We start from the raw sequence: 21,979 nt of genomic DNA, 5'->3' as shown, positions 1-21,979 counted from the left end.
AGGTCTCCTGTCGCGTAACGCTGGGGTTTAGTACCGTCCGAAGGCGATTGCCACGTTGTGGCCGCCGAATCCGAACGAGTTATTGATCGCATACCGGTAATTGCCCGGTCGCGGTTCACCCGCCACCACGTCCAAATCGATCTCGGGATCGAGGTTTACCAGATTCAGTGTCGGCGGGATCACCTGATCGCGCAACGCGAGCACCGTCAAGATCGATTCGACCGCGCCGACCGCGCCCACCGAGTGGCCGAGGGCAGACTTGGGGGCGTACACCGCCGGTCGGTTGCCGCCCAAGGCGTTGTTGATGGCCCTGCCTTCGGCCAGGTCGCCGACCTGGGTGCCGGTGGCGTGCGCATTGACGTGGTCGATGTCGCCGGGGGCGAGGCCCGCCAGCTGAATCGCCCGCGTAATCGCATGCCCGGCGCGTTCCCCGTTGGGGTCCGGGGCCACCATGTGGAAGCCATCGGAGGTGATGCTGGCGCCCATGATCCGGGCCAGGATGTTGGCGCCACGTGCCTTGGCGTGCTCCTCGGTCTCGATCAACAGAAGGGCGCCGCCCTCGCCGAACACAAAGCCGTCGCGGTCCCTGTCGAATGGGCGGCATGCACCGGCGGGGTCGTCGTTGTTGGTGGACATCACGATGCGCATCTGAGCGAACCCGGCGATGGGCACCGCTTCGATCCTGGTCTCCACGCCGCCGCAGATGGCGGCATCGGCCTCTCCCAGCACAATCTGCTGCCACGCACGGGCGATGGCCTCGGCGCCGGATGCGCACGCCGATACCGGCGTCATCACCCCGGCCTTGGCGTGCCGTTCCAACCCGACCGCCGCGGCGGCCCCGTTGGGCATGTACTTCTGCACGGTCAGCGGCGAGACCGCCTTCATTCCGCGAGCGCGCATATCGTCGTAACTGAAGACCAGTTCCTCGGCCGAACCCAGGCCGGTGCCGATGGACACCATCAATCGATTGGTGTCCACCTCGGGTGAGCCGGCATTTTCCCACAGGCGCCGGCTCAGCACGGTGGACATCCGCTGCAGGTATCCCATCCGGCGCAGTTCGATCCGCGTCAGCTGGTGGTCGAATTCCTCAAGCAGATGTCCGCCGATGCGAACTGGCAGGTCGAACTCCTCGACGAATGGGTCATCGAGCGTACGGATCCCGCTTTGGCGGTCCAGCAACAACTTCCACGTAGTCTCCGCGTCGGTCGCGAGCGCGGTCGTCATGGCGATGCCGGTGACGACTACGTAGGGAAAGGCTTTCCCGGTAACCAGCTCCGTCATTGGTCTTGCGAACGTTCCTTCCATATCGGTCCGACTCGCCCCCGCAAGCGGGGGGACCCCCACCTCGGGCCTCGCGACCCGCGATGTCGTGCTTCAGTAACGCCCGAAGGCAAGCGCCACATTGTGGCCGCCGAACCCGAACGAGTTGTTGACTGCGTAGCGGTAATCGCCATAGCGCGGTTCGCCGGCGACGACGTCAAGGTCGATCTCGGGATCGGGTGTCTCGTAGTTCAGGGTCGGCGGGATGACGCCGTCGCGCAGCGTCAGCACCGTGAGCACCGACTCGAGCGCACCGACCGCGCCGATCGAGTGGCCCAGCGCAGACTTCGGCGCGTACACCGCGGCCTGATCACAACCGGCGACGCGGATGGCGTTGGCCTCCGCGGCGTCGCCGATAGGCGTCGCCGTGCCGTGCGCGTTGACGTGGTCGATGTCCGCCGGCGACAACCCGGCCAGCTCCAGCGAGCGAGTCATCGCCCTACCGGCACGAACACCATCGGCCGCGGGCGCCACCATATGAAAGGCGTCCGAGGTGATACCGGCACCCAGCAATCGGGCCAACGGCTTGGCGCCACGGGCTTTGGCGTGCTCCTCCGTCTCGATGAGCATCAGCGCACCGGCCTCGCCGAACACAAAGCCGTCGCGGTCCTTGTCGAACGGCCGGGAGGCCCGCTCAGGCTCGTCGTTGCGGGTCGACATGGCCCGCATCATGGAGAACGCCGCGATGGGCAGCGCCTCGATGGGTCCTTCGACACCGCCGCAGACGGCGACGTCGGCGTCGCCCATCACGATCTGACGCCACGCGTGGGCGATCGCTTCCGAGCCCGACGAACAGGCCGACACCGGGGTCATCACCCCGGCGCGGGCCCCAAGCTGCAGACCGATCACCGCCGCGGCACCGTTGGGCATGATCATCTGAACGGCCAGCGGGGACACCTTCCGGGGGCCGCCCGCATTCATCAGGTCGTAGCTCTCGACAATCCTCTCGGCTCCACCTAGACCGGTGCCGACAACAACGGCGAACCGGTCTGGATCGACCTCCGGGCTGCCGGCGGACTCCCATAGCTGTCCGCCCAGCAACTTGCCCATCCGCTGGACGTACGACATGCGTCGCATGTCGAGTCGGCCCATGTGGCTGTCGACCGGATCCTTGAGGTGACCGCCGATCTTGACCGCTAGATCCCACTTGGTGACGAACTCGTCTTCGAGTGCGTGGATGCCGCTCTCGCCGGCCAACAGACCCTTCCACGTGCTCTCGATGTCCGGCGAGATCGACGTCGTCGCTGTGACGGCGGTCACCACAACGCTGGGGAAACCGCCATTAGCAGTGGAAGGCTGACTCACTTGGACTCGGCCTCAAGCCTCGCCTGAACGTTGGCAACGGCATCGGGGTTCTCCGACTCAATCTTCGCGCGCAACGCCTGAGCCGCCTCCGGGTTTTCTTCCTCGAGCTTCTGGATGTAGGCGACAACGTCACCGACGGTACGCAGACCGGCGAGGTCCTCGTCGGGGATCTTGACGCCGTACTTGTCCTCGGTCTGCACGGCGATCTCGACCATCGACAGCGAGTCGATGTCCAGGTCGTCGACGAACGACTTCTCCGGGGTGATCTCGGACGGCTCGATACCGGTTACCTCTTCGATGATCTCGGCGATACCGGCAATGATTTCTTCCTGAGTGACAGGCACAGCATGCTTCCCTTCGTAATATGTTGTGTACAAATCGAACTGACGGGTATGTGGTTGTTCTGGCCGAGTCCGCGGTTATAGGTTTGCCAGCTCGTCCAGGTCTGCGGGTGACTTGACGGCGCGTGCCGGAACCCCCCGAAGTTCGCGTTTGGCGATACCGTTAAGCGTGCCCGCGGGGGGGAACTCCACGATCGCCGTGACTGTGTGTTCGCGCAGCGTCGCGGTGCACAGGTCCCATCGCACCGGTTGGGTGAGCTGGGAGACCAGGGTGTCCATCGCCGCGGCCGCGGATGTCACCGGCTTCCCGTCGCGGTTGGACAGCAGCGTGGCGGTGGGGTCGGCGGTTGCGATGTTGGCCGCGGCCGCCGCAAAGCCGTCAAGTGCGGGCGCCATGAACTCGGTGTGGAACGCTCCGGCGACACCCAGTGCACGCACCCGCGCCTTGGCCGGCGGGTCTTCGGCGAGCTTCTCCAACGCGGTCAACCGGCCGGCAGCGACGATCTGGCCGGCGGCGTTGCGGTTTGCCGGGACCAAGTCGAGCTGCTCGAGGCGACTCAGCACCTCGGTCTCGTCGCCGCCGAGCACCGCAGACATGCCGGTCGGCTCGGTGGCGCAGGCCTTGGCCATCTCGGCGCCGCGGGTGGCGGCCAGCGCGACGGCGTCGTCGGCGGCTATCACACCGGCGATTGCGTAGGCCGCGATTTCGCCGACGGAGTGGCCGGCCACGATGACGTCCTTGCCGGCGAGCACGCATCGGCGCGCCAGTTCCTGGTGGGCCAGCAGAGTCGCGGCGACGATCAATGGCTGGGCGACCGCGGTGTCGGTGATCTCCTCGGTCGAGGCGGTGGTGCCCAGCCGGGCAAGATCTAGATCAGCGGCTTTCGACCACGCCGCGATCTGGTCCGCTGCGCCGGGCAGCTGAAGCCACGGCGACAACATTCCCTCGGTTTGCGAACCCTGTCCGGGTGCGAGCAACGCAATCACGTGTCTAAGAGAACACTGTGAAGACGGTTTTGCGCGGTGTAACAGATTATGAACCTCGTCTTAGGTTTTTGTATATAACCAACAAAACGGGCCTGTAAGCTATGTTTTTGAGATCGTCCCGCGACCTGTTGTCTGGATCACTTTCCGTCCGACGGCGCCCCTGGTATCTTTCCGGGGCCCCTGCTGGACCCCCTCTGACCGGCGAGGGAATCTATGACAGGGCATTGCTGTCGATGCTTCAGTGCGGCGTCGGATAGTTGAGTTGACCCACGGTGGCCGCCACCCGAAGGACATAGGCATCGCGTGGCTGGGTGGGATCGCGCCCGGTGAAGTCGGTGATCCGCTTGAGCCGGTACCGCACTGTGTTTGGATGAACGAACAACTTTCTGGCACAAGCTTCAATCGCGCCGCCACAATCCAGATATGCGTCTAGCGTCTCGATGAGCGTCGGTCCGGCATCGGCTAGGGGCCGCATCACGTCGGTATGCAGGGCCACGATCGCCGAGGCGTCGCCCATCAGGGCGCGTTCGGGCAAAAGTTCCCTAGCCAGCACGGGCCGCGGCGCTCCGCGCCAGCCGGCGACGGCGTTCATCCCGGAGATCGCCTCGCTAGCGCTGCGGTGCGCCGCGGTCAGCATGGGCGCCGTGGGGCCGATGACCACCGGGGCGTCGGCGAATGCTGCCAGCAGGTCTTTGAGGAACTTCTCGGTTGGCGACAGCTGGCCGGAGACGATCGCCACCAGCCAGGTGCCGTGCACGTCGGTCAGCGCAGCGCGGCCGTGGCGAGCCGCGGTGTCGCGGACATCCTGGCTGGCCCGCTCGCTGTCGCCGTCGCTGTTGGAGCCATTTGGACCGGGCGCCGGAGTTCCCACCAGTACGGTCGCCGGCGCGGTGGTGTCCCAATTCAGCGCGGCCGCCCGGGACAGCAGCTCGGGACCGGTGTCGCCGCGTACCACCGCGTCCACCACGCTGGCCTCCATCCGGCTGTCCCAGGTGCCTCGTGCCTCGGCCGCATCGGCGTAGGCCGTGGCGGCGGTGAATGCCAGGTCGCGGCTGTATTTCAAAATGCCCACCGTGAGGGCGGTCAACTGCTCTTCGGAACGGGCGAGCAGGGGCACGACTTCTTCGAAGAACTCCATGGTGACCCGCACCATGTCCACGGTCTGGCGCAGCGCGATCCGTCGCGTCAGATCCTGGGGCACCAGCTCGAATGCCTGCGCGGTATAGCCGACGTCACTGTGCGGGTCGTGCATCCATTCGACGAAGTTGACCACGGCCGTCTGCACCACCAGCGCCACGCTGGCGCGCTGGGACGCTTCTAGGTCGGCGAAGAACGGCAACCGTTCTTGCATGGCCGAAACTGCCTCGGTGGCCAGCCGGCCCGAGTACTGCTTCAACCGCCGCAGCAGCGAATCGGGCACAGTGTCCAGCAGTTCGAGCGGCGACCTCGGGCGGGCAACTGGAGCCAACTGATTGTCGTTCACTCCTAAAAGCTACGCCAGATTTCTGGAAGATTCGGCCAAAGGCGGTCGGCTCGCCGGCGTTAGGCCCCGGGACCGGGATCCGTGGTCTGCTCGGGCGCAGCCGCCACGTCGTCGATCCGGTACTGGCGGGCGGCCGCGACCGGCACCGATGGGTCGATCTCGCCGTCGCCCGCCAACGCCTCCAAAACCGCGACCACCTGGGATTCGGCGTCGGTGTTGAAGTAGCGGCGAGCGGCGGGCCGAGTGTCGGAAAAGCCGAACCCGTCGGTGCCCAACGTGAGGTATGTGCCCGGCACCCACGGTCGGATCTGCTCGGGGACCGCGCGCATCCAGTCCGACACCGCGATCACCGGGCCCCGAGCATTCTCCAGCGCTCTCGTCACGTAGGGCACGCCCGCCGGCCGATCGGGGTGGCGGAGCTTCTCGGTCTCGATGGCCACCCCGTCGCGGTTTAGCTCGCCCCAACTGGTCACCGACCACACGTCGGCGGCGACATCCCACTCGGCGGCCAGCATCTGTGCTGCCCGCAGCGCCGCGGGCATCGCTACTCCGGAGGCCAGGATCTGCGCCTTGTTGGTGCGTTGCTCGGTGGCCGCGTGATAGCGGTAGATACCCCGCAGCACGCCCTCGGGATCGAAGTTCTCCGGCTCCGGCGGCTGCACGTACGGCTCGTTGTAGACGGTGATGTAGAAGAAGATGTTCTCCGGGTTCTCCCCGCACATCCTGGCCAGTCCGCTTTCCACGATGTAGGCGATTTCGTAGGCGAAGGCCGGGTCGTAGGCAACCACCGCCGGGTTGGTGGCGGCCAGCAGCAACGAGTGACCGTCGGCGTGTTGCAGGCCCTCACCGGTCAGGGTGGTGCGCCCGGCGGTGGCCCCGAGCACGAACCCTCGAGCCATCTGGTCGGCCGCGGCCCAGAAGCTATCGCCGGTGCGCTGGAAGCCGAACATCGAGTAGAAGATGTAAATGGGGATCATCGGTTCGTTGTGCGTCGCATACGAGGTGCCGGCCGCGATGAACGAGCCCACCGACCCGGCTTCGTTGATGCCCTCGTGCAGGATCTGCCCGACTTCGCTCTCCTTGTAGGCCAGCATCAGGTCGGCGTCAACCGCGGTATACAGCTGGCCATTGCGGTTATAGATCTTTAGCGACGGGAACCAGGAGTCCATCCCGAAGGTGCGGGCCTCGTCGGGAATGATCGGGACTATCCGCGGCCCGATCTGCTTGTCGCGCAACACTTCTTTGAACGTGCGCACCGTCGCCATGGTGGTGGCCACCTCCTGGTGCCCAGAGCCCTTTTTCAGCGGCGCGTAGATGTCGCGACCCGGCAGGGTCAGCGCTTTGGACTTGGTCCTGCGCTCGGGAACAAAGCCCCCGAGGGCCCGGCGCCGGTCGAGCATGTAACGAATCTCCGGGGCGTTGAGGCCGGGGTGGTAGTAGGGCGGCAGGTACGGATTCTCTTCAAGCTGGGCGTCGCTGACCGGAATCCGCTGCGTGTCACGAAACTCCTTAAGGTCTTCCAGGGTCAGTTTTTTCATCTGGTGGGTGGCATTGCGTCCTTCGAAATGCTTGCCCAGCGCGTAGCCTTTGATGGTCTTGGCCAGGATCACCGTCGGCTGTCCCTTGTGGTCGACGGCGGCGCGGTAGGCGGCGTAAACCTTGCGGTAATCGTGGCCGCCCCGTTTGAGGTTCCAGATATCCTGGTCGCTCATGTTCTCCACCAGCGCCTTGGTGCGTGGGTCGCGGCCGAAGAAGTGGTCACGCACGTAGCCGCCGTCGTTGGCCTTATAGGTCTGGTAATCGCCATCGGGTGTTGTATTCATTAAATTCACCAGCGCACCGTCGCGGTCGGCGTGCAGCAGGGCATCCCATTCGCGGCCCCACACCACCTTGATGACGTTCCAGCCGGCACCGCGGAAGAACGACTCCAGCTCCTGGATGATCTTGCCGTTGCCGCGCACCGGGCCGTCGAGTCGCTGCAGATTGCAGTTGATCACGAAGGTCAAGTTGTCCAAGCCTTCCAGCGCGCCGACGTGGGCCAGCCCACGGCTCTCGGGTTCGTCCATCTCGCCGTCGCCCAAAAAACACCACACGTGTTGATCGGAGGTGTCTTTGATACCGCGGTCATGCAGATAGTGGTTGAACCGTGCCTGGTAGATGGCGTTGAGCGGGCCCAAACCCATCGACACGGTGGGGAATTCCCAGAAGTCGGGCATGAGCCGCGGGTGCGGATAGGACGGCAACCCGCCGCCGACATGGCTGTGTTCCTGGCGGAATCCGTCGAGTTGCTCGGCGGTCAACCGCCCTTCGAGGAAGGCGCGCGCGTAGATTCCCGGGGAAGCGTGGCCCTGGATGAACACCTGATCGCCGCCGCCCGGGTGCGACTTGCCGCGGAAGAAGTGGTTGAAACCGACCTCATAGAGCGCCGCGGACGACGCGTAGGTCGAGATATGGCCACCCACGCCCACACCCGGTCGTTGCGCACGGTGCACCATGATGGCCGCATTCCATCTGATCCACGCTCGATAACGACGTTCGACGTCTTCGTCGCCGGGGAACCACGGCTCCAGCTCGGTCGGGATGGTGTTGACATAGTCGGTAGACGTCAATGCCGGGATGGCCACCCGCTGCTCGCCGGCCCGCTCTAGCAGCCGCAACATCAGGTAGCGGGCCCGCGACGGGCCGCAGCGTTGCAGCAGCGTGTCAAAGGACTCCAGCCACTCCGAGGTCTCCTCGGGATCAATGTCGGGCAAATACGACGCCACACCCTCGCGGATCACCCGAACTCGGTCGGGTTCGCTTGCGCTGTTTGAGTTTTGGGCCAGATCGTGGCGGGCGAAATCGGTGGTCAACGCACTACTCCTGTAGGTGGCGGGCTTCCGCTTGCGTGCTGTTTAGATGGTCGTCCCCCTATCGTGCCGCACCGGCGTCGGCGGCGGATAGCCGCACTCCGCTCGGTTCTGCGGATGCGCGACACACCACGGCCAGCGCGGTCGCGCTGCGACCAGGTAACCTCACATGCCGTGCTCATCGGATGGCGCGCCGTGCCTCGCAGGCACGGGGGGGAGCTCCCCAGGCGAGGCGCCCTGGCGCTCGGCTGCATCGCGCTGCTGCTGATGGGGATCGTCGGATGTACCACTGTCACCGACGGTACGGCCATGCCCGACACCAACGTCGCACCGGCCTACCGCTCGTCGGTGTCCGCGTCGGTGTCGGCTTCGGCGGCGACGTCGAGCATCCGGGAGTCGCAGCGCCAACAATCGCTGACGACCAAGGCGATTCGCACCTCGTGTGACGCGCTGGCGGCCACCAGCAAGGACGCCATCGACAAGGTGAACGCCTACGTGGCCGCGTTCAATCAGGGCCGCAACACCGGGCCGACCGAAGGTCCGGCCATCGACGCGCTCAACAACAGTGCCTCGACGGTCTCAGGCAGTCTGAGCGCCGCGCTGTCCGCGCAACTGGGGGATGCGCTCAACGCATATGTCGACGCGGCCCGCGCGGTGGCAAATGCCATCGGTGCGCACGCGTCGACAGCGGAATTCAACCGGCGGGTTGATCGGCTCAACGACACCAAGACAAAGGCATTGAAAATGTGCGTGGCCGCCTTCTGAGGCGGGCGGGTGGACCGGTTCTGGCTGTGCGACGATAATGCCCATCGCGACGGTGTGCACATGGCCCGCGGAGACTGAAGGAGGTTCCACGGTGGTCGCGGCGGATCACGCCTCGAACTACGCCCGCAAATTGGGCATCCAACGAGACCAACTTATCCAGGAATGGGGCTGGGACGAAGACACCGACGACGACATCCGCGCGGCCATCGAAGAAGCGTGCGGGGGAGAGTTGCTCGATGAAGACACCGACGAGGTCATCGATGTCGTCCTGTTGTGGTGGCGTGATGGCGACGGCGATTTGGTGGACACCCTGATGGATGCGATCGGCCCGCTCGCCGAGGACGGTGTGATTTGGGTGGTGACGCCCAAGACCGGCCAGCCCGGCCATGTATTGCCCGCCGAGATTGCCGAGGCGGCGCCCACAGCTGGGCTGATGCCGACCTCGTCGGTCAATCTGGGCAACTGGAGCGCCAGCAGATTGGTACAGCCGAAATCGCGGGCTGGCAAGCGCTGATGCTGAACGTCGGAGCCACCGCCCCTGACTTCACGTTGCGCGACCAGAATCAGCAGCTTGTCACCCTGCGCGGCTACCGGGGTGCAAAGAACGTGCTGTTGGTGTTCTTTCCGTTGGCGTTCACGGGCATCTGCCAGGGCGAGCTGGACCAGTTGCGTGATCACCTGCCCGAGTTTGAGAACGACGACAGCGCCGCGCTAGCGATTTCGGTGGGCCCGCCACCCACTCACAAGATCTGGGCGACGCAGAGCGGATTCACGTTTCCGCTGTTGTCGGACTTCTGGCCACACGGCGCGGTCAGTCAGGCCTACGGCGTCTTCAACGAGCAGGCCGGCATCGCTAACCGGGGCACCTTTGTGGTCGATCGGTCAGGGATCATTCGGTTCGCCGAGATGAAGCAGCCGGGTGAAGTTCGCGATCAGCGGCTGTGGACCGACGCTCTGGCGGCGCTTACGGCCTAAGGTTTTGGGTGCTTGGCCGCAAGGCGTGTAGCCTGCGGCGGTCATGGGCGCGTAGCTCAGCGGTAGAGCTCTGGTTTTACACACCAGCGGTCGGCGGTTCGATCCCGTCCGCGCCCACCGGCTAGCTGTGCTTCGTTGTCGGCGGGGCGCCGGATATGGCAGTGTCGTGGTCGTGGGTGAGCGACCTGGGTTTCAAAGCGACAGCGCGGCGCGACAGACAGCACCGCCGGTGCGGCCAATGACGTCGGACCAGCTGCCGGCGACCAAGGCCGACCTGTATGCCGCGGTGGATGCGATGCGCGCCGATATGCGTGAGCTGCTCGAGCAGATCAGCACGTTGATTCGGGAGGCAACCCAGAAGTAGGTTTTCGGCGGCTCTAGATCGCCGAGCGTGAACCTGGCGACGCGACACACGCCGCCGGTGTCGGGCTGTCAGGCTCACACTCGGCCGGGCTCTATCAGACGATTCGGCGGCCGTGTCGGGCGCGAAACCGCATGTCCCACAAGTAAAGCTGGTAAACGAAGATCCAGGCCCGATGCGGAATCAGCCGGTCGGCTAACCGTAGCACGGAAAGTAACCACTCGAAGCGACGCTGCTGGGCCTGTGACCACTCCAGCTGCATCATCGCGCGGAACTCCGGTGCCAAGAATCCCGTCGTCGCAAACAGGTTGAACGGCCCGGCCACCGCGCGCAACGGCCACGGGAGAAACGCTACCGAGGCCACCCCGCGAAGATGCTCGCGCACCGGCGCGTCGATCTGCAGCCCATCAAGCGAGCGCTTCCAGTACTCGTCGAACGCGACCCGGTCCGGCGGCCACATCCCCTCCGGCACCTGCAGCGTGGTCCCTAACCGTTTGGCGTCTTGGTAGACGGCGTCGGCGGTGGCATCTTCGAGTGGGCCGTACAGAAACTCGTGCTGGTCCACGAAGTAGCGGTACAGACACGCCGCCACCCACAGCTGCAACTTCGGGTCGAAGGCGTTATAGGACACCGGGCTCGAGGCCGTCGACCGAACCTGCCGGTGCGCGACGTCCACGGCACCCCGGATCAGCGCTCGGTCGGATTCCGTCCCGATGGTCGCCACCGCCAGGTAGGTGCCGGTGGTCCGGGCCCGCTTGAACGGATGCTTGTAGACGTTGCCGCTGTCCACCGGGCTTTCCAGCACGCCATACCCGACACCCGGCACTGCCAGCTGCATGATGACATTCGCTGCCGGCAACAACATTGCCGCCGGGTTCAACAGGTCGGCAACCCGGGTAGCTGGCCGCTTCATCGTGGATAGCTGCCGTATGAGGTCATAAATAGCTGAGCGTAGACCACGTGTGCGACGCTGCCGGAGTGTTTGCATCGACCTGGCAGACCAGGGCCGTCGGCGTGCTGATCGGCTGCCTGCTCGACGTCGTGTTCGGCGACCCCAAACGAGGTCATCCGGTGGCCCTGTTCGGTCGGGCGGCCGCCAAGCTGGAGCAGATCACCTACCGTGACGGCCGGGTCGCCGGTGCGGTACACGTCGGCCTGCTGGTCGGCGCGGTCGGCTTGCTCGGCGCGGCACTGCAGCGGCTACCCGGCAGGTGCTGGCCCGTGGCGGCCACCGCGACGGCCACCTGGGCAGCGCTGGGCGGAACTTCGCTGGCGCGCACCGGCCGCCAGATATCGGACCTGTTGGAGCGCGACGATGTCGAGGCGGCGCGACGGCTGCTGCCGTCGCTGTGCGGGCGTGACCCGGCCCAGCTGGGCGGCCCGGGCCTGACGCGTGCCGCGCTGGAGTCGGTGGCCGAAAACACCGCCGACGCCCAGGTGGTGCCGCTGCTGTGGGCGGCTTCGAGCGGCGTGCCTGCGGTGCTGGGATATCGTGCCATCAACACCCTGGACTCGATGATCGGCTACCGCTCGCCGCGTTATCTCCGATTCGGTTGGGCTGCAGCACGATTGGATGACTGGGCCAACTATGTTGGCGCACGGGCGACGGCGGTGCTGGTGGTGATCTGCGCGCCGGTGGTCGGTGGGTCGCCCCGCGGTGCGGTACGGGCCTGGCGGCGCGACGCCGCCCGCCATCCCAGCCCCAACGCCGGTGTCGTCGAGGCGGCGTTTGCTGGGGCGCTTGACGTGCGGCTGGGTGGGCCCACCCGGTACCACCATGAGTTGCAGATCCGGCCCACCTTGGGCGACGGCCGGTCGCCCAAGGTGGCCGATCTGCGCCGCGCCGTGGTGCTGTCGCGGGTGGTCCAGGCGGGGGCTGCGGTATTGGCCGTGATGTTGGTTTACCGCCGGCGGCCGTAGCGGTCAGCGAGTTTCTGCTCGACCGTCATTGGCTTGTCTGGTGGTGGCGACCCCGCTTTTTCCCGGCGGCGCGCCCGGATCTCGGCGTAGGCGAAATAGCCCAAGCCGATCGGTGCCAGAATGCCGAACGAGATCCATTGGATGCCATAGGACAGGAACGGCCCGGGATCTAGATGCGGAACGCCGAGCACGCCGAGCCCGCCGGGTTGGTCTTCGATCAACTGCAGATAGGACCCAGCCAGCTGGACTCCGGTCAGCGCGGCGACCTGTCCGGTATTGATCGAATACACCTGCTGGAAGCCGTCTCTGACGAATGGGTCTTTGCCCGCCACGCTCGGTTCGGAGTCACGCAGCCGCGCGGTGATGGTCACCGTCTGCACCGGCAGGCGGGGGATCGGTGGTACGTGCGAGCCCACCTGGGGCCGCACGTATCCACGGTCGACCAGGACGGTTGGTCCGCCGTCGACCACGAATGGGGCCAACACCTCAAACGCCTGGTCCCCCTCCACCACGCGCAGTCGGGCCAGCACCTGCACGTCCGGAAGGTACTGTCCGGTTGCCGTCACCCGGCGCCACTGCGCGTCCGGCGCCGACGAATCCTGCTGTGGTAGAAGGGTTTTCAGCGGAACCGGCGGGGTGTCGAGGGAATACCTGATCTGCTGGTTCTCTCGTGACGTTTTGGCATTCTTGCCCAGCTGCCACGGCGCGAGCACCGTAAAGCACAGGTAGGTGAACGCGACCACGACCAGGGCCAACGCCAGCCAGCCGGGCCGCAGCAGGAACGCTAGGCGGGGCATCAACTCGGTCCGTTCCGCGCGAGACGTTCGTCGACCCAGTCGTGCAGGCCGGGCAGGGCGGATTCGATGACGGCGAAGACCTCCTCGAAGTCGGAGTGATCGCCATAGTAGGGATCCTCGACATCGAGCGCATGGGTTCCCGAGCGTGGGTCGAATGACCGCAGCATCCGTACCCGGGCGGCTTCGACGCCGAGCTGCCGCAACAGCCGAGCGTGGTTGCGGTCCAAGGCCACCAACAGGTCTGCCGCCAGGTGTTCGGTGCCGACTTGTGCGGCCCGGTGGTCGGTAGGGTAGCCGTGGGCTCGCAACACCCCGGCCGCCCGCTCGTCGGCGCAACTGCCTACATGCCAGTTCCCGGTGCCCGCACTGGTCACTCGCACCGCGTCACCCAGGCCACGGTGGCGAAGCTGTTGGGCGAACATCTTCTCGGCCATTGGCGACCGGCAGATGTTGCCCGTACAAACGAATGTGACGTGCAGCGGATCAGACACCTAGCGCCTCCCTCAGCTCGTCAATCGTGGCGGCATGCGTCACGACGGTGGTGGAGGTCTTGTCGATAAAGTCGGCGCGCCCGTAGCCCCAGCCGACCACCACCGTGTCGATGCCGTGCGCGGCCGCCCCGTCGACGTCGTGGCTGCGGTCGCCGACCATCACCAACCGCTCGGGTAGCGGCCGCAGCTGCGCGAGCGCGTGGGCCAGCACGTCGACCTTGCTGCCTCGCGAGCCATCGGTGCTCGCGCCCGCGATGACCTCGAAGTGCTGCTCAATTCCGAAGTGGCGCAGGATTCGCCGTGCGGTCGGCTCTGCCTTGGAGGTGGCGACGGCCAGCCGGACACCGGCGGTGCGCAGGTCGGCCAGCAGCGGCCCGATCCCGTCGAACAAGCTGTTCATCGCCCAACCGCGGGCGCTGTAGTCGGCCCGGTAGGCTACGATCGCCTCCTCGGCGGATTCGCCGAGCCCCATGGCGCGCAGCGTCTCATGCATGGGCGGGCCGACGATGTGAGTGGCCAGGTCGCCTTCGGGTACTGGGGCACCGATGTGGTTGAGCGCGTGTCGGAAGCTGGATACGATTCCGCGCGCCGAGTCGGTCAGCGTGCCGTCCAGATCGAAGATCACCAGCTGCGGCGATTCACCCGGCGACGATGCGCGCCGTGCGGCGGCGCGTGGAGGAGGCGGGCAATTGGTCCCGCTCGCGGTCGTGTCGGTCACGATCCCATTGTCGTTGACGAAGCGGTTGGACAAACCGCTACCCGTTGGCGCTGTGGTATCAGGCGATGATCGCGAAGTTTGGTGAGCAGGTGGTCGACGCGAAAGTCTGGGCGCCTGCGAAGCGGGTCGGCGTTCACGAGGCGAAGACACGCCTGTCCGAGCTGCTGCGGCTCGTCTACGGCGGGCAGAGGTTGAGATTGCCCGCCGCGGCGAGCCGGTAGCAAAGCTTGTGCCGCTGCATCCTCATGAGACTCGGCGGTTAGGCATTGACCATGGCGTGTACCGCGTGCCCGACGATTTGGACGCTCCGTTGTCAGACGACGTGCTCGAACGCTTTCACCGGTGAAGCGCTACCTCATCGACACCCACGTTTGGCTGCGGATGCCGTCAACGAAACACGGGCGATTGTTCAGGACGTCCGCAACAGCATTCTCTTGTCGGCCGCCAGTGCCTGGGAGATCGCGATCAACTACCGCCTCGGCAAGCTCCCGCCGCCCGAGCCATCGGCCTCTTACGTGCCCGATCGAATGCGCCGCTGCGGCACGTCGCCGCTGTCAGTTGACCACGCACACACTGCGCACCGCAGAGCTTCCGGATCACCATCGACATCCATTCGACCGTGTGCTCATCGCCCAGGCACAGCTGCTTGGCCTGACGATCATCACCGCCGACGCCCTGTTAGCTGCCTGTGATGTCGCGGTTGTCGCCGCGTAGACAACGCGTCGGCGGTGCTCTGGATTCTTGGCCCGCACACCGGCCCACTACTGTTTGACGCTGTGGCGAGTCTAGACACTAGCCCGCTTGCCGCGGCGCGCTACCACGGTGATCAGGATGTCGCGCCCGGCGTGCTGGACTTCGCCGTCAACGTCCGCCATGACCGGCCCCCGGAATGGTTGGTCCGGCAGCTCGCCGCGCTGCTGCCGGAGCTGGCCCGCTATCCGAGCACCGACGATGTGCACCGGGCGCAAGACGCGGTCGCTGAACGTCATGGCAGAACCCGTGACGAAGTGCTCCCGCTCGTCGGGGCGGCGGAGGGATTCGCATTGCTGCACAACCTAAGTCCGGTGCGGGCAGCAATCGTCGTGCCCGCGTTCACCGAGCCGGCCATAGCCTTGAGCGCTGCCGGAATCACGGCGCACCATGTTGTCCTAAAGCCGCCGTTCGTGCTGGACACCGCGCACGTGCCTGACGACGCCGACCTTGTCGTCGTGGGTAATCCGACCAACCCCACCTCGGTGCTGCACCTCCGCGAGCAGCTGCTCGAGTTACGCCGGCCGGGACGCATCCTGGTGGTCGACGAGGCGTTCGCTGATTGGGTTCCCGGCGAGCCGCAATCGTTGGCCGATGACTCGCTGCCCGATGTGCTGGTGCTCCGTAGCTTGACGAAAACGTGGTCGCTGGCCGGATTGCGGGTGGGCTACGCGCTCGGCTCGCCAGACGTGCTGGCTCGGTTGACCGTGCAGCGAGCGCACTGGCCGTTGGGAACATTGCAACTGACGGCCATCGCTGCTTGCTGCGCCCCCCGGGCGGTCGCCGCTGCCGCAGCCGATGCGGTGCGGTTGACGGCGCTGCGCGCGGAGATGGTGGCCGGACTGAGATCGGTGGGTGCCGAGGTGGTCGATGGTGCGGCCCCTTTCGTACTGTTCAACATCGCCGATGCTGACGGATTACGAAACTATTTGCAGAGCAAAGGAATTGCGGTGCGCCGCGGTGACACCTTCGTCGGCCTGGACGCGCGGTACCTGCGGGCGGCGGTGCGCCCGGAGTGGCCCGTGCTGGTGGCGGCGATCGCCGAGTGGGCAAAGCGTGGAGGACGCCGATGAGTGTGCGGCTGGCCGATGTCATCGACGTGCTGGACCAGGCCTACCCGCCGCGGCTTGCCCAGTCGTGGGATTCGGTGGGTCTGGTGTGCGGCGACCCCGACGACGTGGTGGATTCGGTGACCGTTGCGGTGGACGCGACGCCGGCGGTGGTGGACCAGGTTCCCCAGGCCGGACTGCTATTGGTGCACCACCCGTTGTTACTGCGTGGGGTCGATACGGTCGCGGCCAACACGCCAAAGGGTGTGCTGGTGCACCGCCTGATCCGGACCGGTCGCTCGTTGTTTACCGCGCACACCAACGCCGACTCGGCGTCGCCGGGTGTGTCCGACGCGCTGGCACACGCTGTTGGTCTGACCGTCGACGCCGTTCTCGACCCGGTGCCCGGAGCGGCCGATCTCGACAAGTGGGTCATCTATGTGCCGCGCGAGAACTCAGAGGCGGTGCGGGCAGCGGTCTTTGAGGCCGGTGCCGGCCATATCGGCGACTACTCGCACTGCAGCTGGAGTGTCGCGGGTACCGGGCAGTTCCTGGCGCACGACGGGGCGTCGCCCGCCATAGGCAGCGTCGGTACCGTCGAACGGGTGGCCGAGGACCGGGTCGAGGTCGTCGCACCCGCACGAGCGCGCGCCGAGGTGTTGGCGGCGATGCGCGCCGCGCACCCTTACGAGGAGCCGGCATTCGACATCTTCGCGCTGGTACCACCGCCGGTCGGCAGCGGGTTAGGCCGGATTGGCAGACTGCCAAAACCCGAACCGCTGCGCACCTTTGTTGCCCGTCTGGAGGCCGCGTTGCCGCCGACTGCGACCGGTGTGCGCGCCGCCGGGGATCCCGACCTGCTGGTGTCGCGGGTCGCGGTCTGCGGCGGCGCCGGGGACTCGTTGCTTGCCACCGTGGCCGCCGCGGACGTGCAAGCGTACGTTACGGCCGATCTGCGACATCATCCAGCCGACGAGCATTGCCGAGCTTCGCAAGTGGCCCTGATCGACGTCGCGCATTGGGCAAGCGAATTCCCGTGGTGCGGCCAGGCCGCCGAAGTGTTGCGGTCTCATTTCGGCTCGTCGCTGCCGGTGCGTGTGTGCACCATCTGCACCGACCCGTGGAACCTCGATCACGAAACTGGGAGAGATCAGGCATGAAAGCCGGAGTGGCACAGCAACGGTCGCTACTGGAATTGGCGAAGCTGGATGCTGAGCTGACCCGGATCGCGCATCGGGCTACCCATCTGCCGCAGCGGGCGGCTTACCAGCAGGTGCAGGCCGAGCACAACGCCGCCAACGACAGGATGGCGGCCCTGCGAATCGCGGCGGAGGACTTGGACGGCCAGGTGTCGCGTTTTGAGTCGGAGATCGATGCGGTGCGTAAGCGTGGCGACCGGGACCGGTCGTTGCTCACTTCGGGTGCAACGGACGCCAAGCAATTGGCTGATCTGCAGCACGAGCTCGACAGCTTGCAACGCCGTCAAGCCAGTTTGGAAGATGCCCTGCTGGAGGTGCTGGAACGCCGCGAGGAGCTGCAGGCTCAACAGACCGCCGAGTCGCGGGCGCTCCAAGCGTTGCGGGCCGACCTGGCCGCCGCCCAGCAGGCTTTGGACGAGGCACTTGCCGAAATCGACCAAGCCCGGCACCAACATTCATCGCAACGCGACATGCTGACGGCGACACTTGATCCCGAGCTTGCGGGGCTCTACGAAAGACAGCGGGCCGGAGGCGGGCCAGGGGCCGGGCGGTTGCAAGGTCATCGATGTGGTGCCTGCCGGATCGAGATCGGCCGCGGCGAGCTGGCCCAGATCTCGGCGGCCGCCGAGGATGAAGTGGTGCGCTGCCCGGAATGCGGAGCGATCTTGTTGCGGCTCGAAGGATTTGAGGAGTGAAAGTTGTCATCGAAGCCGACGGCGGATCGCGGGGCAATCCCGGACCGGCCGGATACGGCGCGGTGGTGTGGACCGCCGATCACTCCACCGTGCTGGCCGAGTCCAAGCAGGCGATCGGCCGGGCGACGAACAACGTCGCCGAATACCGCGGCCTGATAGCCGGTTTGGACGACGCCGTGAAACTAGGTGCCACCGAGGCCGCGGTGCTGATGGACTCCAAGCTGGTGGTGGAGCAGATGTCCGGGCGGTGGAAGGTCAAGCACCCGGATCTGCTGAAGCTCTATGTCCAGGCTCAGGCGTTGGCGTCCCAGTTTCGCAGGATCAACTACGAGTGGGTTCCGCGTGCCCGGAACACGTATGCAGACCGGTTGGCCAATGACGCGATGGACGCCGCCGCGCAATCGGCTGCGGCGGATGCGGATCCTGCCAAAATCGTTGCGACCGAGTCACCGACATCTCCCGGCTGGACCGGCGCCCGCGGTACACCCACCCGACTACTTTTGTTGCGCCACGGGCAGACGGAGCTGTCGGAGCAACGCCGCTATTCGGGGCGCGGCAACCCGGGGTTGAACGAGGTGGGGTGGCGCCAGGTTGGTGCGGCGGCCGGGTATCTGGCGCGGCGCGGCGGGATCGCTGCGGTGGTCTCCTCGCCGCTACAGCGGGCTTACGACACCGCGGTGACCGCCGCCAGAGCCCTGGCCCTGGACGTGGTCGTCGATGACGACCTGGTCGAGACCGACTTCGGCGCCTGGGAGGGGCTGACGTTCGCGGAGGCCGCAGAACGCGATCCCGAGCTGCACCGTCGCTGGCTGCAGGACACCAGCATCACGCCCCCGGGTGGGGAAAGCTTCGACGACGTGCTGCGGCGGGTTCGGCGGGGACGTGATCGGATCATCGTTGGCTACGAAGGCGCGACGGTGCTGGTGGTGTCACATGTCACGCCGATCAAAATGTTGTTGCGGCTGGCGTTGGATGCCGGGTCGGGCGTCCTATATCGGTTGCATCTTGATCTGGCATCGCTGAGCATCGCCGAGTTCTACGCCGATGGGGCATCGTCGGTGCGATTGGTGAATCAGACAGGCTATCTATAGATGGCGTGCAATCAGGCTGCGTCGTGAAAGATCAGCCCCATGGCATAGCGTTCGCCGGAACGAATAGTCGAAAGCCCATGGCGCACTGGAGATGCCGACCAGCCACGGCTAGTCCGCACCGGCCGATCACGGGTCGTGAACACATAACCATGTCCCTGCGGAAGTTGCATTGCGGTACCCCGGGATTGGGCGCGAGGCCGCTGTTCGACAAGCAGGAACTCGCCGCCGGTGTAGTCGGTTTCCGGATCGCTCAGGTTGATCACCACCTGCAGCGGAAACACCAACTCGCCGTAGAGATCCTGGTGTAGGGCGTTCCAGTCGTTGGTGCCGTACTTCAACATCAGCGCTGTGGATCGGGTTTGGCCGGCGGCATGACAGCTCGCCAACCAGTCATCAAGGCTGTCTGGCCAGGGCGCCTCCCGGCCCAGTTTGGCCCACCAGTTGCGCGCTATCGGCAGCAGTTTGGGATACAGCGCCTGCTTGAGACGCTCGATCGGCTCGGGATAGGGGGCATGGAAATATCGATACTGCCCGGCGCCGTACCGCTTGGATGCCATATCGACCGTCGAGCGAAACAGGCCGTCGTCGGCGTACAGCTTGCGCAGCCGGGCGGCCTCGCCGGGGGTGATCAGCCGAGGTAGCAGTGCGCCACCGTACTCGCTGACCTCGGCAGCGATGGCGTCCCAGTCGCCGGAGTCGACGCGTTTGTCCCACCGTGTCACCAGTCCACGATAAGGACTGCCCGCCGGATCAGCTGTCCGACTAGCCGTGTCGTCCAGCGGTCACACTGGCCGCGACACCGCCCAGCGGGGTAGCGTGGTCGTCGCGGATGAGTTGGCTGGGCGGCCGCGGCTCGCGTAGGGCTTGTGTGGATTCACGAGGTTCAGCGTCGAGTCGAGGAAAGTCCGGACTTCACAGAGCAGGGTGATTGCTAACGGCAATCCGAGGTGACTCGCGGGAAAGTGCCACAGAAAACAGACCGCCATCCTCGTGGTGGCAAGGGTGAAACGGTGCGGTAAGAGCGCACCAGCATTCCGGGTGACCGGGGTGGCTAGGCAAACCCCACCCGAAGCAAGGCCAAGAAGGCCGCACCGAAAGTGCGGCCGCGCAGGCGCTTGAGGGTTGCTCGCCCGAGCCTGCGGGTAGGCCGCTCGAGGCACCCGGTAACGGTGTGTCCAGATGGATGGTCGCCGCCGTGCCGCCGTTAGCTTGGCTGTGGCGGCGCGGAACAGAATCCGGCTTACAGGCCAACTCGTCCGCCCCTGGCGGGCTCAATCCCGTGCTTTGCGGACCGCCTTGTCGAGTTTGCGCAGCGCGGCTTCAAGCTGCTCCCGGCAGCGCTCGGCCAAGTCGGCTTCCTGTTGGTAGAGCAGACCGTAGGTGAAGGTGTCCTCGCCGGCGGTGTTCGCGGCTATGGCCTGCTGGATCAGATGTTCCCGGCTGACCACGCTGTCTTGATGATCGCCTAGCAACGTCTGGATGACCTTGGCTTCTTGTGACACATTGTCCGCCCCAGTAGCCGCCGCGGTGTAGCGTAATCGCTTCGCGCGCTTGCGGATCAGGTGCAATGCCTCGTCGCGGTGGTGGTCGCCCGCCTGGTCGCCGGCGGTCTTTGCGGCTTTTGCGGCTTTGCGGACTCGCCGGTAGGCCGCATCGATGGTTACCGGTGCCGATTCCTCCCCAGAAGTGGCATGGGCGCGTTCGGACACAAGCGCGTCTAGAGCGTCGAGCAGACGGAAGTACCGCTGCGACCGCAATGCGATCAGTGATCGCCGCAGCCCGGTCTGGTATCGCCGCCGCGCCCCGTCTACCAGGCGCTCGCGCACCCGGCCGCGTACCAGCTCCGGCGCCAGCGCGTCCAGTTCGCGCTGGTAGCGGTCACCGAGTACCTCGGCGTCCCGGGCTACGCCCAGGACATTGGCCAGCTCACGCAGTTCATCGATGACCCACGCACTTTCCTTCAGGCCAAACGACTCCTGGGAATCCGTCAGCAAGCTGCGGATCTTGCGGGTCGTCACTCGCATCTGGTGCACGGCGTCATAGGCGTCGGCCCGCACGGCCCGATCCCACAGCAGCAGCTGCTCGACTTGCTCGGACACCGCGCGGTGTACTGGATCCGCCGGCGGCTGCGGGCCGTTGGGCAGCTCACCGGGAGAGGTCGCACCGAGCACCCGCGCCAGTTTGGAGCCGTGGCCGGCAGGTGCGGCACCGGCATCGAGCAGCCGGTTGGCTAGCCGGTCCAGTAGCTTGGTATCGGCGGTCCCATCCGTGGTGACCAGTTCCAGTTCCCATTCGCGCCACTGCTGTTCGGCAGGGCCGTTGTCCGCTGCACCAGCGGCGTGGAATGCCCCGGCCGACCATGCGGTGACGTCGTCGTTGCAGAATTCCGCCAGCGCGTCGCCCCCGGCGCCGTACAGGATCTGGCTTTCGCGGTGAGTGCTGATCCGCGCGACCGGCTGAACCGGCTGGTCGCGGACGATCGCCAGCACCACATCCAACAACTCGGCCGGCACAGCGTCGCCTGATGCGGACAGCGGTGCTCGCATCTCGGTGCGCTTGTCGGGTCCGGCCGGCAGCTTCAGATGCCAGCCGGCGTCGGCGCCGCCGGTGCGGCGCCGCAAGGTGATCTGGTTGCGCGCCAGGTCGTGCGACGGTGTGTCGAAGTACACCGCGTCGAGCTGCTGGGTCGGCGACTGCTCGACGCGAACCACCGCGGCGATGCCCTCGAACGACGGCGACACCGTCGACTCGATCACGTCGAACTTGCGCTCGACCTCCAGATGGCGCGCTGGTCTGGGCGCCTCTACTGGCATCTTCGCCTCCGGTCATGATGCGTCGCCGCGGTGGTGGTTGGTCGGGGATAGGCATGCATAGAGTGCCACA

General features: G+C 66.1%; 23 protein-coding genes, 1 tRNA gene and 1 other RNA gene. 13 read left to right on the top strand and 12 right to left on the bottom strand.

The genetic code is table 11. The annotated features are described in order from the left end of the window. Positions 1-27: 27 nt before the first annotated feature. The 6 genes from kasB to aceE all read right to left on the bottom strand — a co-directional run bounded on the left by kasB (position 28) and on the right by aceE (position 8,288). Complete coding sequence (gene kasB / locus FF952_RS11900) at positions 28-1,281, bottom strand: 3-oxoacyl-ACP synthase KasB (RefSeq protein WP_003411576.1); 1,254 nt, start codon at positions 1,279-1,281, stop codon at positions 28-30. 93 nt (positions 1,282-1,374) lie between these two features. Beyond that, on the bottom strand, positions 1,375-2,625 hold the full coding sequence (gene kasA, locus FF952_RS11895) for a 3-oxoacyl-ACP synthase KasA (RefSeq protein WP_003411571.1): 1,251 nt from the start codon (positions 2,623-2,625) through the stop codon (positions 1,375-1,377). Further along, the gene (acpM, locus tag FF952_RS11890) at positions 2,622-2,969 is read right to left on the bottom strand and encodes a meromycolate extension acyl carrier protein AcpM (protein WP_003411565.1); all 348 of its coding nucleotides are present in this window, start codon (positions 2,967-2,969) and stop codon (positions 2,622-2,624) included. The genes kasA and acpM overlap by 4 nt, the downstream gene beginning before the upstream one ends. A 75-nt stretch (positions 2,970-3,044) precedes the next feature. Next, positions 3,045-3,953 (bottom strand): malonyl CoA-acyl carrier protein transacylase, encoded by a 909-nt coding sequence (gene fabD, locus FF952_RS11885; protein WP_003904808.1) that lies wholly within the window; start codon positions 3,951-3,953, stop codon positions 3,045-3,047. Between the two features lie 238 nt (positions 3,954-4,191). After that, positions 4,192-5,436 carry a PucR family transcriptional regulator gene (locus tag FF952_RS11880; protein ID WP_003411543.1) on the bottom strand — a complete coding sequence of 415 codons (1,245 nt, stop codon included), beginning with the start codon at positions 5,434-5,436 and terminating at the stop codon, positions 4,192-4,194. 59 nt (positions 5,437-5,495) lie between these two features. After that, a complete protein-coding gene (gene aceE / locus FF952_RS11875; protein ID WP_003911788.1) occupies positions 5,496-8,288 on the bottom strand; it encodes a pyruvate dehydrogenase (acetyl-transferring), homodimeric type in 2,793 nt (930 codons plus the stop codon). Between the two features lie 171 nt (positions 8,289-8,459). Here aceE and FF952_RS11870 point away from each other — a divergent pair, with 171 nt between their 5' ends. The 5 genes from FF952_RS11870 to FF952_RS11850 all read left to right on the top strand — a co-directional run bounded on the left by FF952_RS11870 (position 8,460) and on the right by FF952_RS11850 (position 10,389). Then, positions 8,460-9,050 (top strand): Rv2240c family protein, encoded by a 591-nt coding sequence (locus FF952_RS11870; protein ID WP_031652337.1) that lies wholly within the window; start codon positions 8,460-8,462, stop codon positions 9,048-9,050. A 91-nt stretch (positions 9,051-9,141) separates the two neighbouring features. Next, positions 9,142-9,564 carry a DUF3052 domain-containing protein gene (locus FF952_RS11865; RefSeq protein WP_003911787.1) on the top strand — a complete coding sequence of 141 codons (423 nt, stop codon included), beginning with the start codon at positions 9,142-9,144 and terminating at the stop codon, positions 9,562-9,564. Then, entirely contained in the window at positions 9,564-10,025 is a 462-nt protein-coding gene (gene ahpE / locus FF952_RS11860) for a peroxiredoxin AhpE (protein WP_003411527.1), read from the top strand. Before FF952_RS11865 ends, ahpE begins: the two co-directional genes overlap by 1 nt. A 45-nt stretch (positions 10,026-10,070) precedes the next feature. Beyond that, positions 10,071-10,142, top strand: a tRNA-Val gene (locus tag FF952_RS11855). A gap of 121 nt (positions 10,143-10,263) precedes the next feature. Then, positions 10,264-10,389, top strand: coding sequence for a hypothetical protein (locus tag FF952_RS11850; RefSeq protein ID WP_009936466.1), 126 nt, complete (start codon positions 10,264-10,266; stop codon positions 10,387-10,389). Positions 10,390-10,483: 94 nt separating this feature from the next. Here the strand turns inward: FF952_RS11850 and FF952_RS11845 are convergent, their stop codons facing one another. Continuing rightward, positions 10,484-11,299, bottom strand: coding sequence for an oxygenase MpaB family protein (locus FF952_RS11845; protein WP_003411520.1), 816 nt, complete (start codon positions 11,297-11,299; stop codon positions 10,484-10,486). Positions 11,300-11,364: 65 nt separating this feature from the next. Between FF952_RS11845 and FF952_RS11840 the strand changes: the two genes are divergently transcribed. Continuing rightward, entirely contained in the window at positions 11,365-12,306 is a 942-nt protein-coding gene (locus tag FF952_RS11840; protein ID WP_003901355.1) for a cobalamin biosynthesis protein, read from the top strand. Here FF952_RS11840 and FF952_RS11835 read toward each other — a convergent pair. From FF952_RS11835 to ptkA, 3 genes are read right to left on the bottom strand one after another with little or no spacing between them, the layout of a single operon-like run. Then, positions 12,288-13,103, bottom strand: a complete 816-nt coding sequence (locus tag FF952_RS11835) for an SURF1 family cytochrome oxidase biogenesis protein (RefSeq protein ID WP_003411514.1) — start codon at positions 13,101-13,103, stop codon at positions 12,288-12,290. The two genes, FF952_RS11840 and FF952_RS11835, sit on opposite strands and share 19 nt — an antisense overlap. Next, on the bottom strand, positions 13,103-13,594 hold the full coding sequence (ptpA, locus tag FF952_RS11830) for a protein-tyrosine-phosphatase (protein WP_003411510.1): 492 nt from the start codon (positions 13,592-13,594) through the stop codon (positions 13,103-13,105). Before ptpA ends, FF952_RS11835 begins: the two co-directional genes overlap by 1 nt. Continuing rightward, complete coding sequence (gene ptkA / locus FF952_RS11825) at positions 13,587-14,312, bottom strand: Rv2232 family HAD-type protein-tyrosine kinase (protein WP_015288273.1); 726 nt, start codon at positions 14,310-14,312, stop codon at positions 13,587-13,589. The genes ptpA and ptkA overlap by 8 nt, the downstream gene beginning before the upstream one ends. A gap of 44 nt (positions 14,313-14,356) precedes the next feature. On the opposite strand from ptkA, the gene FF952_RS11820 reads away from it, so the two are divergent. From FF952_RS11820 to FF952_RS11795, 6 genes are all read left to right on the top strand, one after another. Beyond that, positions 14,357-14,533 (top strand): antitoxin VapB16, encoded by a 177-nt coding sequence (locus FF952_RS11820; RefSeq protein ID WP_003903810.1) that lies wholly within the window; start codon positions 14,357-14,359, stop codon positions 14,531-14,533. 45 nt (positions 14,534-14,578) lie between these two features. Further along, positions 14,579-15,004 carry a PIN domain-containing protein gene (locus FF952_RS11815; RefSeq protein WP_010886140.1) on the top strand — a complete coding sequence of 142 codons (426 nt, stop codon included), beginning with the start codon at positions 14,579-14,581 and terminating at the stop codon, positions 15,002-15,004. Positions 15,005-15,088: 84 nt separating this feature from the next. Next, positions 15,089-16,135 carry an Rv2231c family histidinol phosphate aminotransferase CobC gene (cobC, locus tag FF952_RS11810; RefSeq protein ID WP_003912753.1) on the top strand — a complete coding sequence of 349 codons (1,047 nt, stop codon included), beginning with the start codon at positions 15,089-15,091 and terminating at the stop codon, positions 16,133-16,135. After that, on the top strand, positions 16,132-17,271 hold the full coding sequence (locus FF952_RS11805; protein ID WP_003903809.1) for a Nif3-like dinuclear metal center hexameric protein: 1,140 nt from the start codon (positions 16,132-16,134) through the stop codon (positions 17,269-17,271). The genes cobC and FF952_RS11805 overlap by 4 nt, the downstream gene beginning before the upstream one ends. Continuing rightward, the gene (locus FF952_RS11800; RefSeq protein WP_003411501.1) at positions 17,268-18,005 is read left to right on the top strand and encodes a zinc ribbon domain-containing protein; all 738 of its coding nucleotides are present in this window, start codon (positions 17,268-17,270) and stop codon (positions 18,003-18,005) included. The genes FF952_RS11805 and FF952_RS11800 overlap by 4 nt, the downstream gene beginning before the upstream one ends. Next, positions 18,002-19,096, top strand: coding sequence for a bifunctional RNase H/acid phosphatase (locus FF952_RS11795; RefSeq protein WP_003899226.1), 1,095 nt, complete (start codon positions 18,002-18,004; stop codon positions 19,094-19,096). Before FF952_RS11800 ends, FF952_RS11795 begins: the two co-directional genes overlap by 4 nt. Before the next feature lie 11 nt (positions 19,097-19,107). Here FF952_RS11795 and FF952_RS11790 read toward each other — a convergent pair whose 3' ends face one another. Next, on the bottom strand, positions 19,108-19,818 hold the full coding sequence (locus FF952_RS11790; protein ID WP_003411499.1) for a 2OG-Fe(II) oxygenase: 711 nt from the start codon (positions 19,816-19,818) through the stop codon (positions 19,108-19,110). 108 nt (positions 19,819-19,926) lie between these two features. Here FF952_RS11790 and rnpB point away from each other — a divergent pair. After that, positions 19,927-20,355, top strand: an RNA gene (rnpB, locus tag FF952_RS11785) — RNase P RNA component class A. A 12-nt stretch (positions 20,356-20,367) separates the two neighbouring features. On the opposite strand, the gene FF952_RS11780 is transcribed toward rnpB, so the two are convergent. Beyond that, entirely contained in the window at positions 20,368-21,909 is a 1,542-nt protein-coding gene (locus FF952_RS11780) for a CYTH and CHAD domain-containing protein (protein ID WP_003899224.1), read from the bottom strand. Between the last annotated feature and the right edge of the window lie 70 nt (positions 21,910-21,979).

Source organism: Mycobacterium tuberculosis complex sp. N0072 (assembly GCF_030323725.1).
Classification (GTDB): domain Bacteria; phylum Actinomycetota; class Actinomycetes; order Mycobacteriales; family Mycobacteriaceae; genus Mycobacterium; species Mycobacterium tuberculosis.
This window is presented reverse-complemented; position numbering and strand designations above follow the sequence as displayed.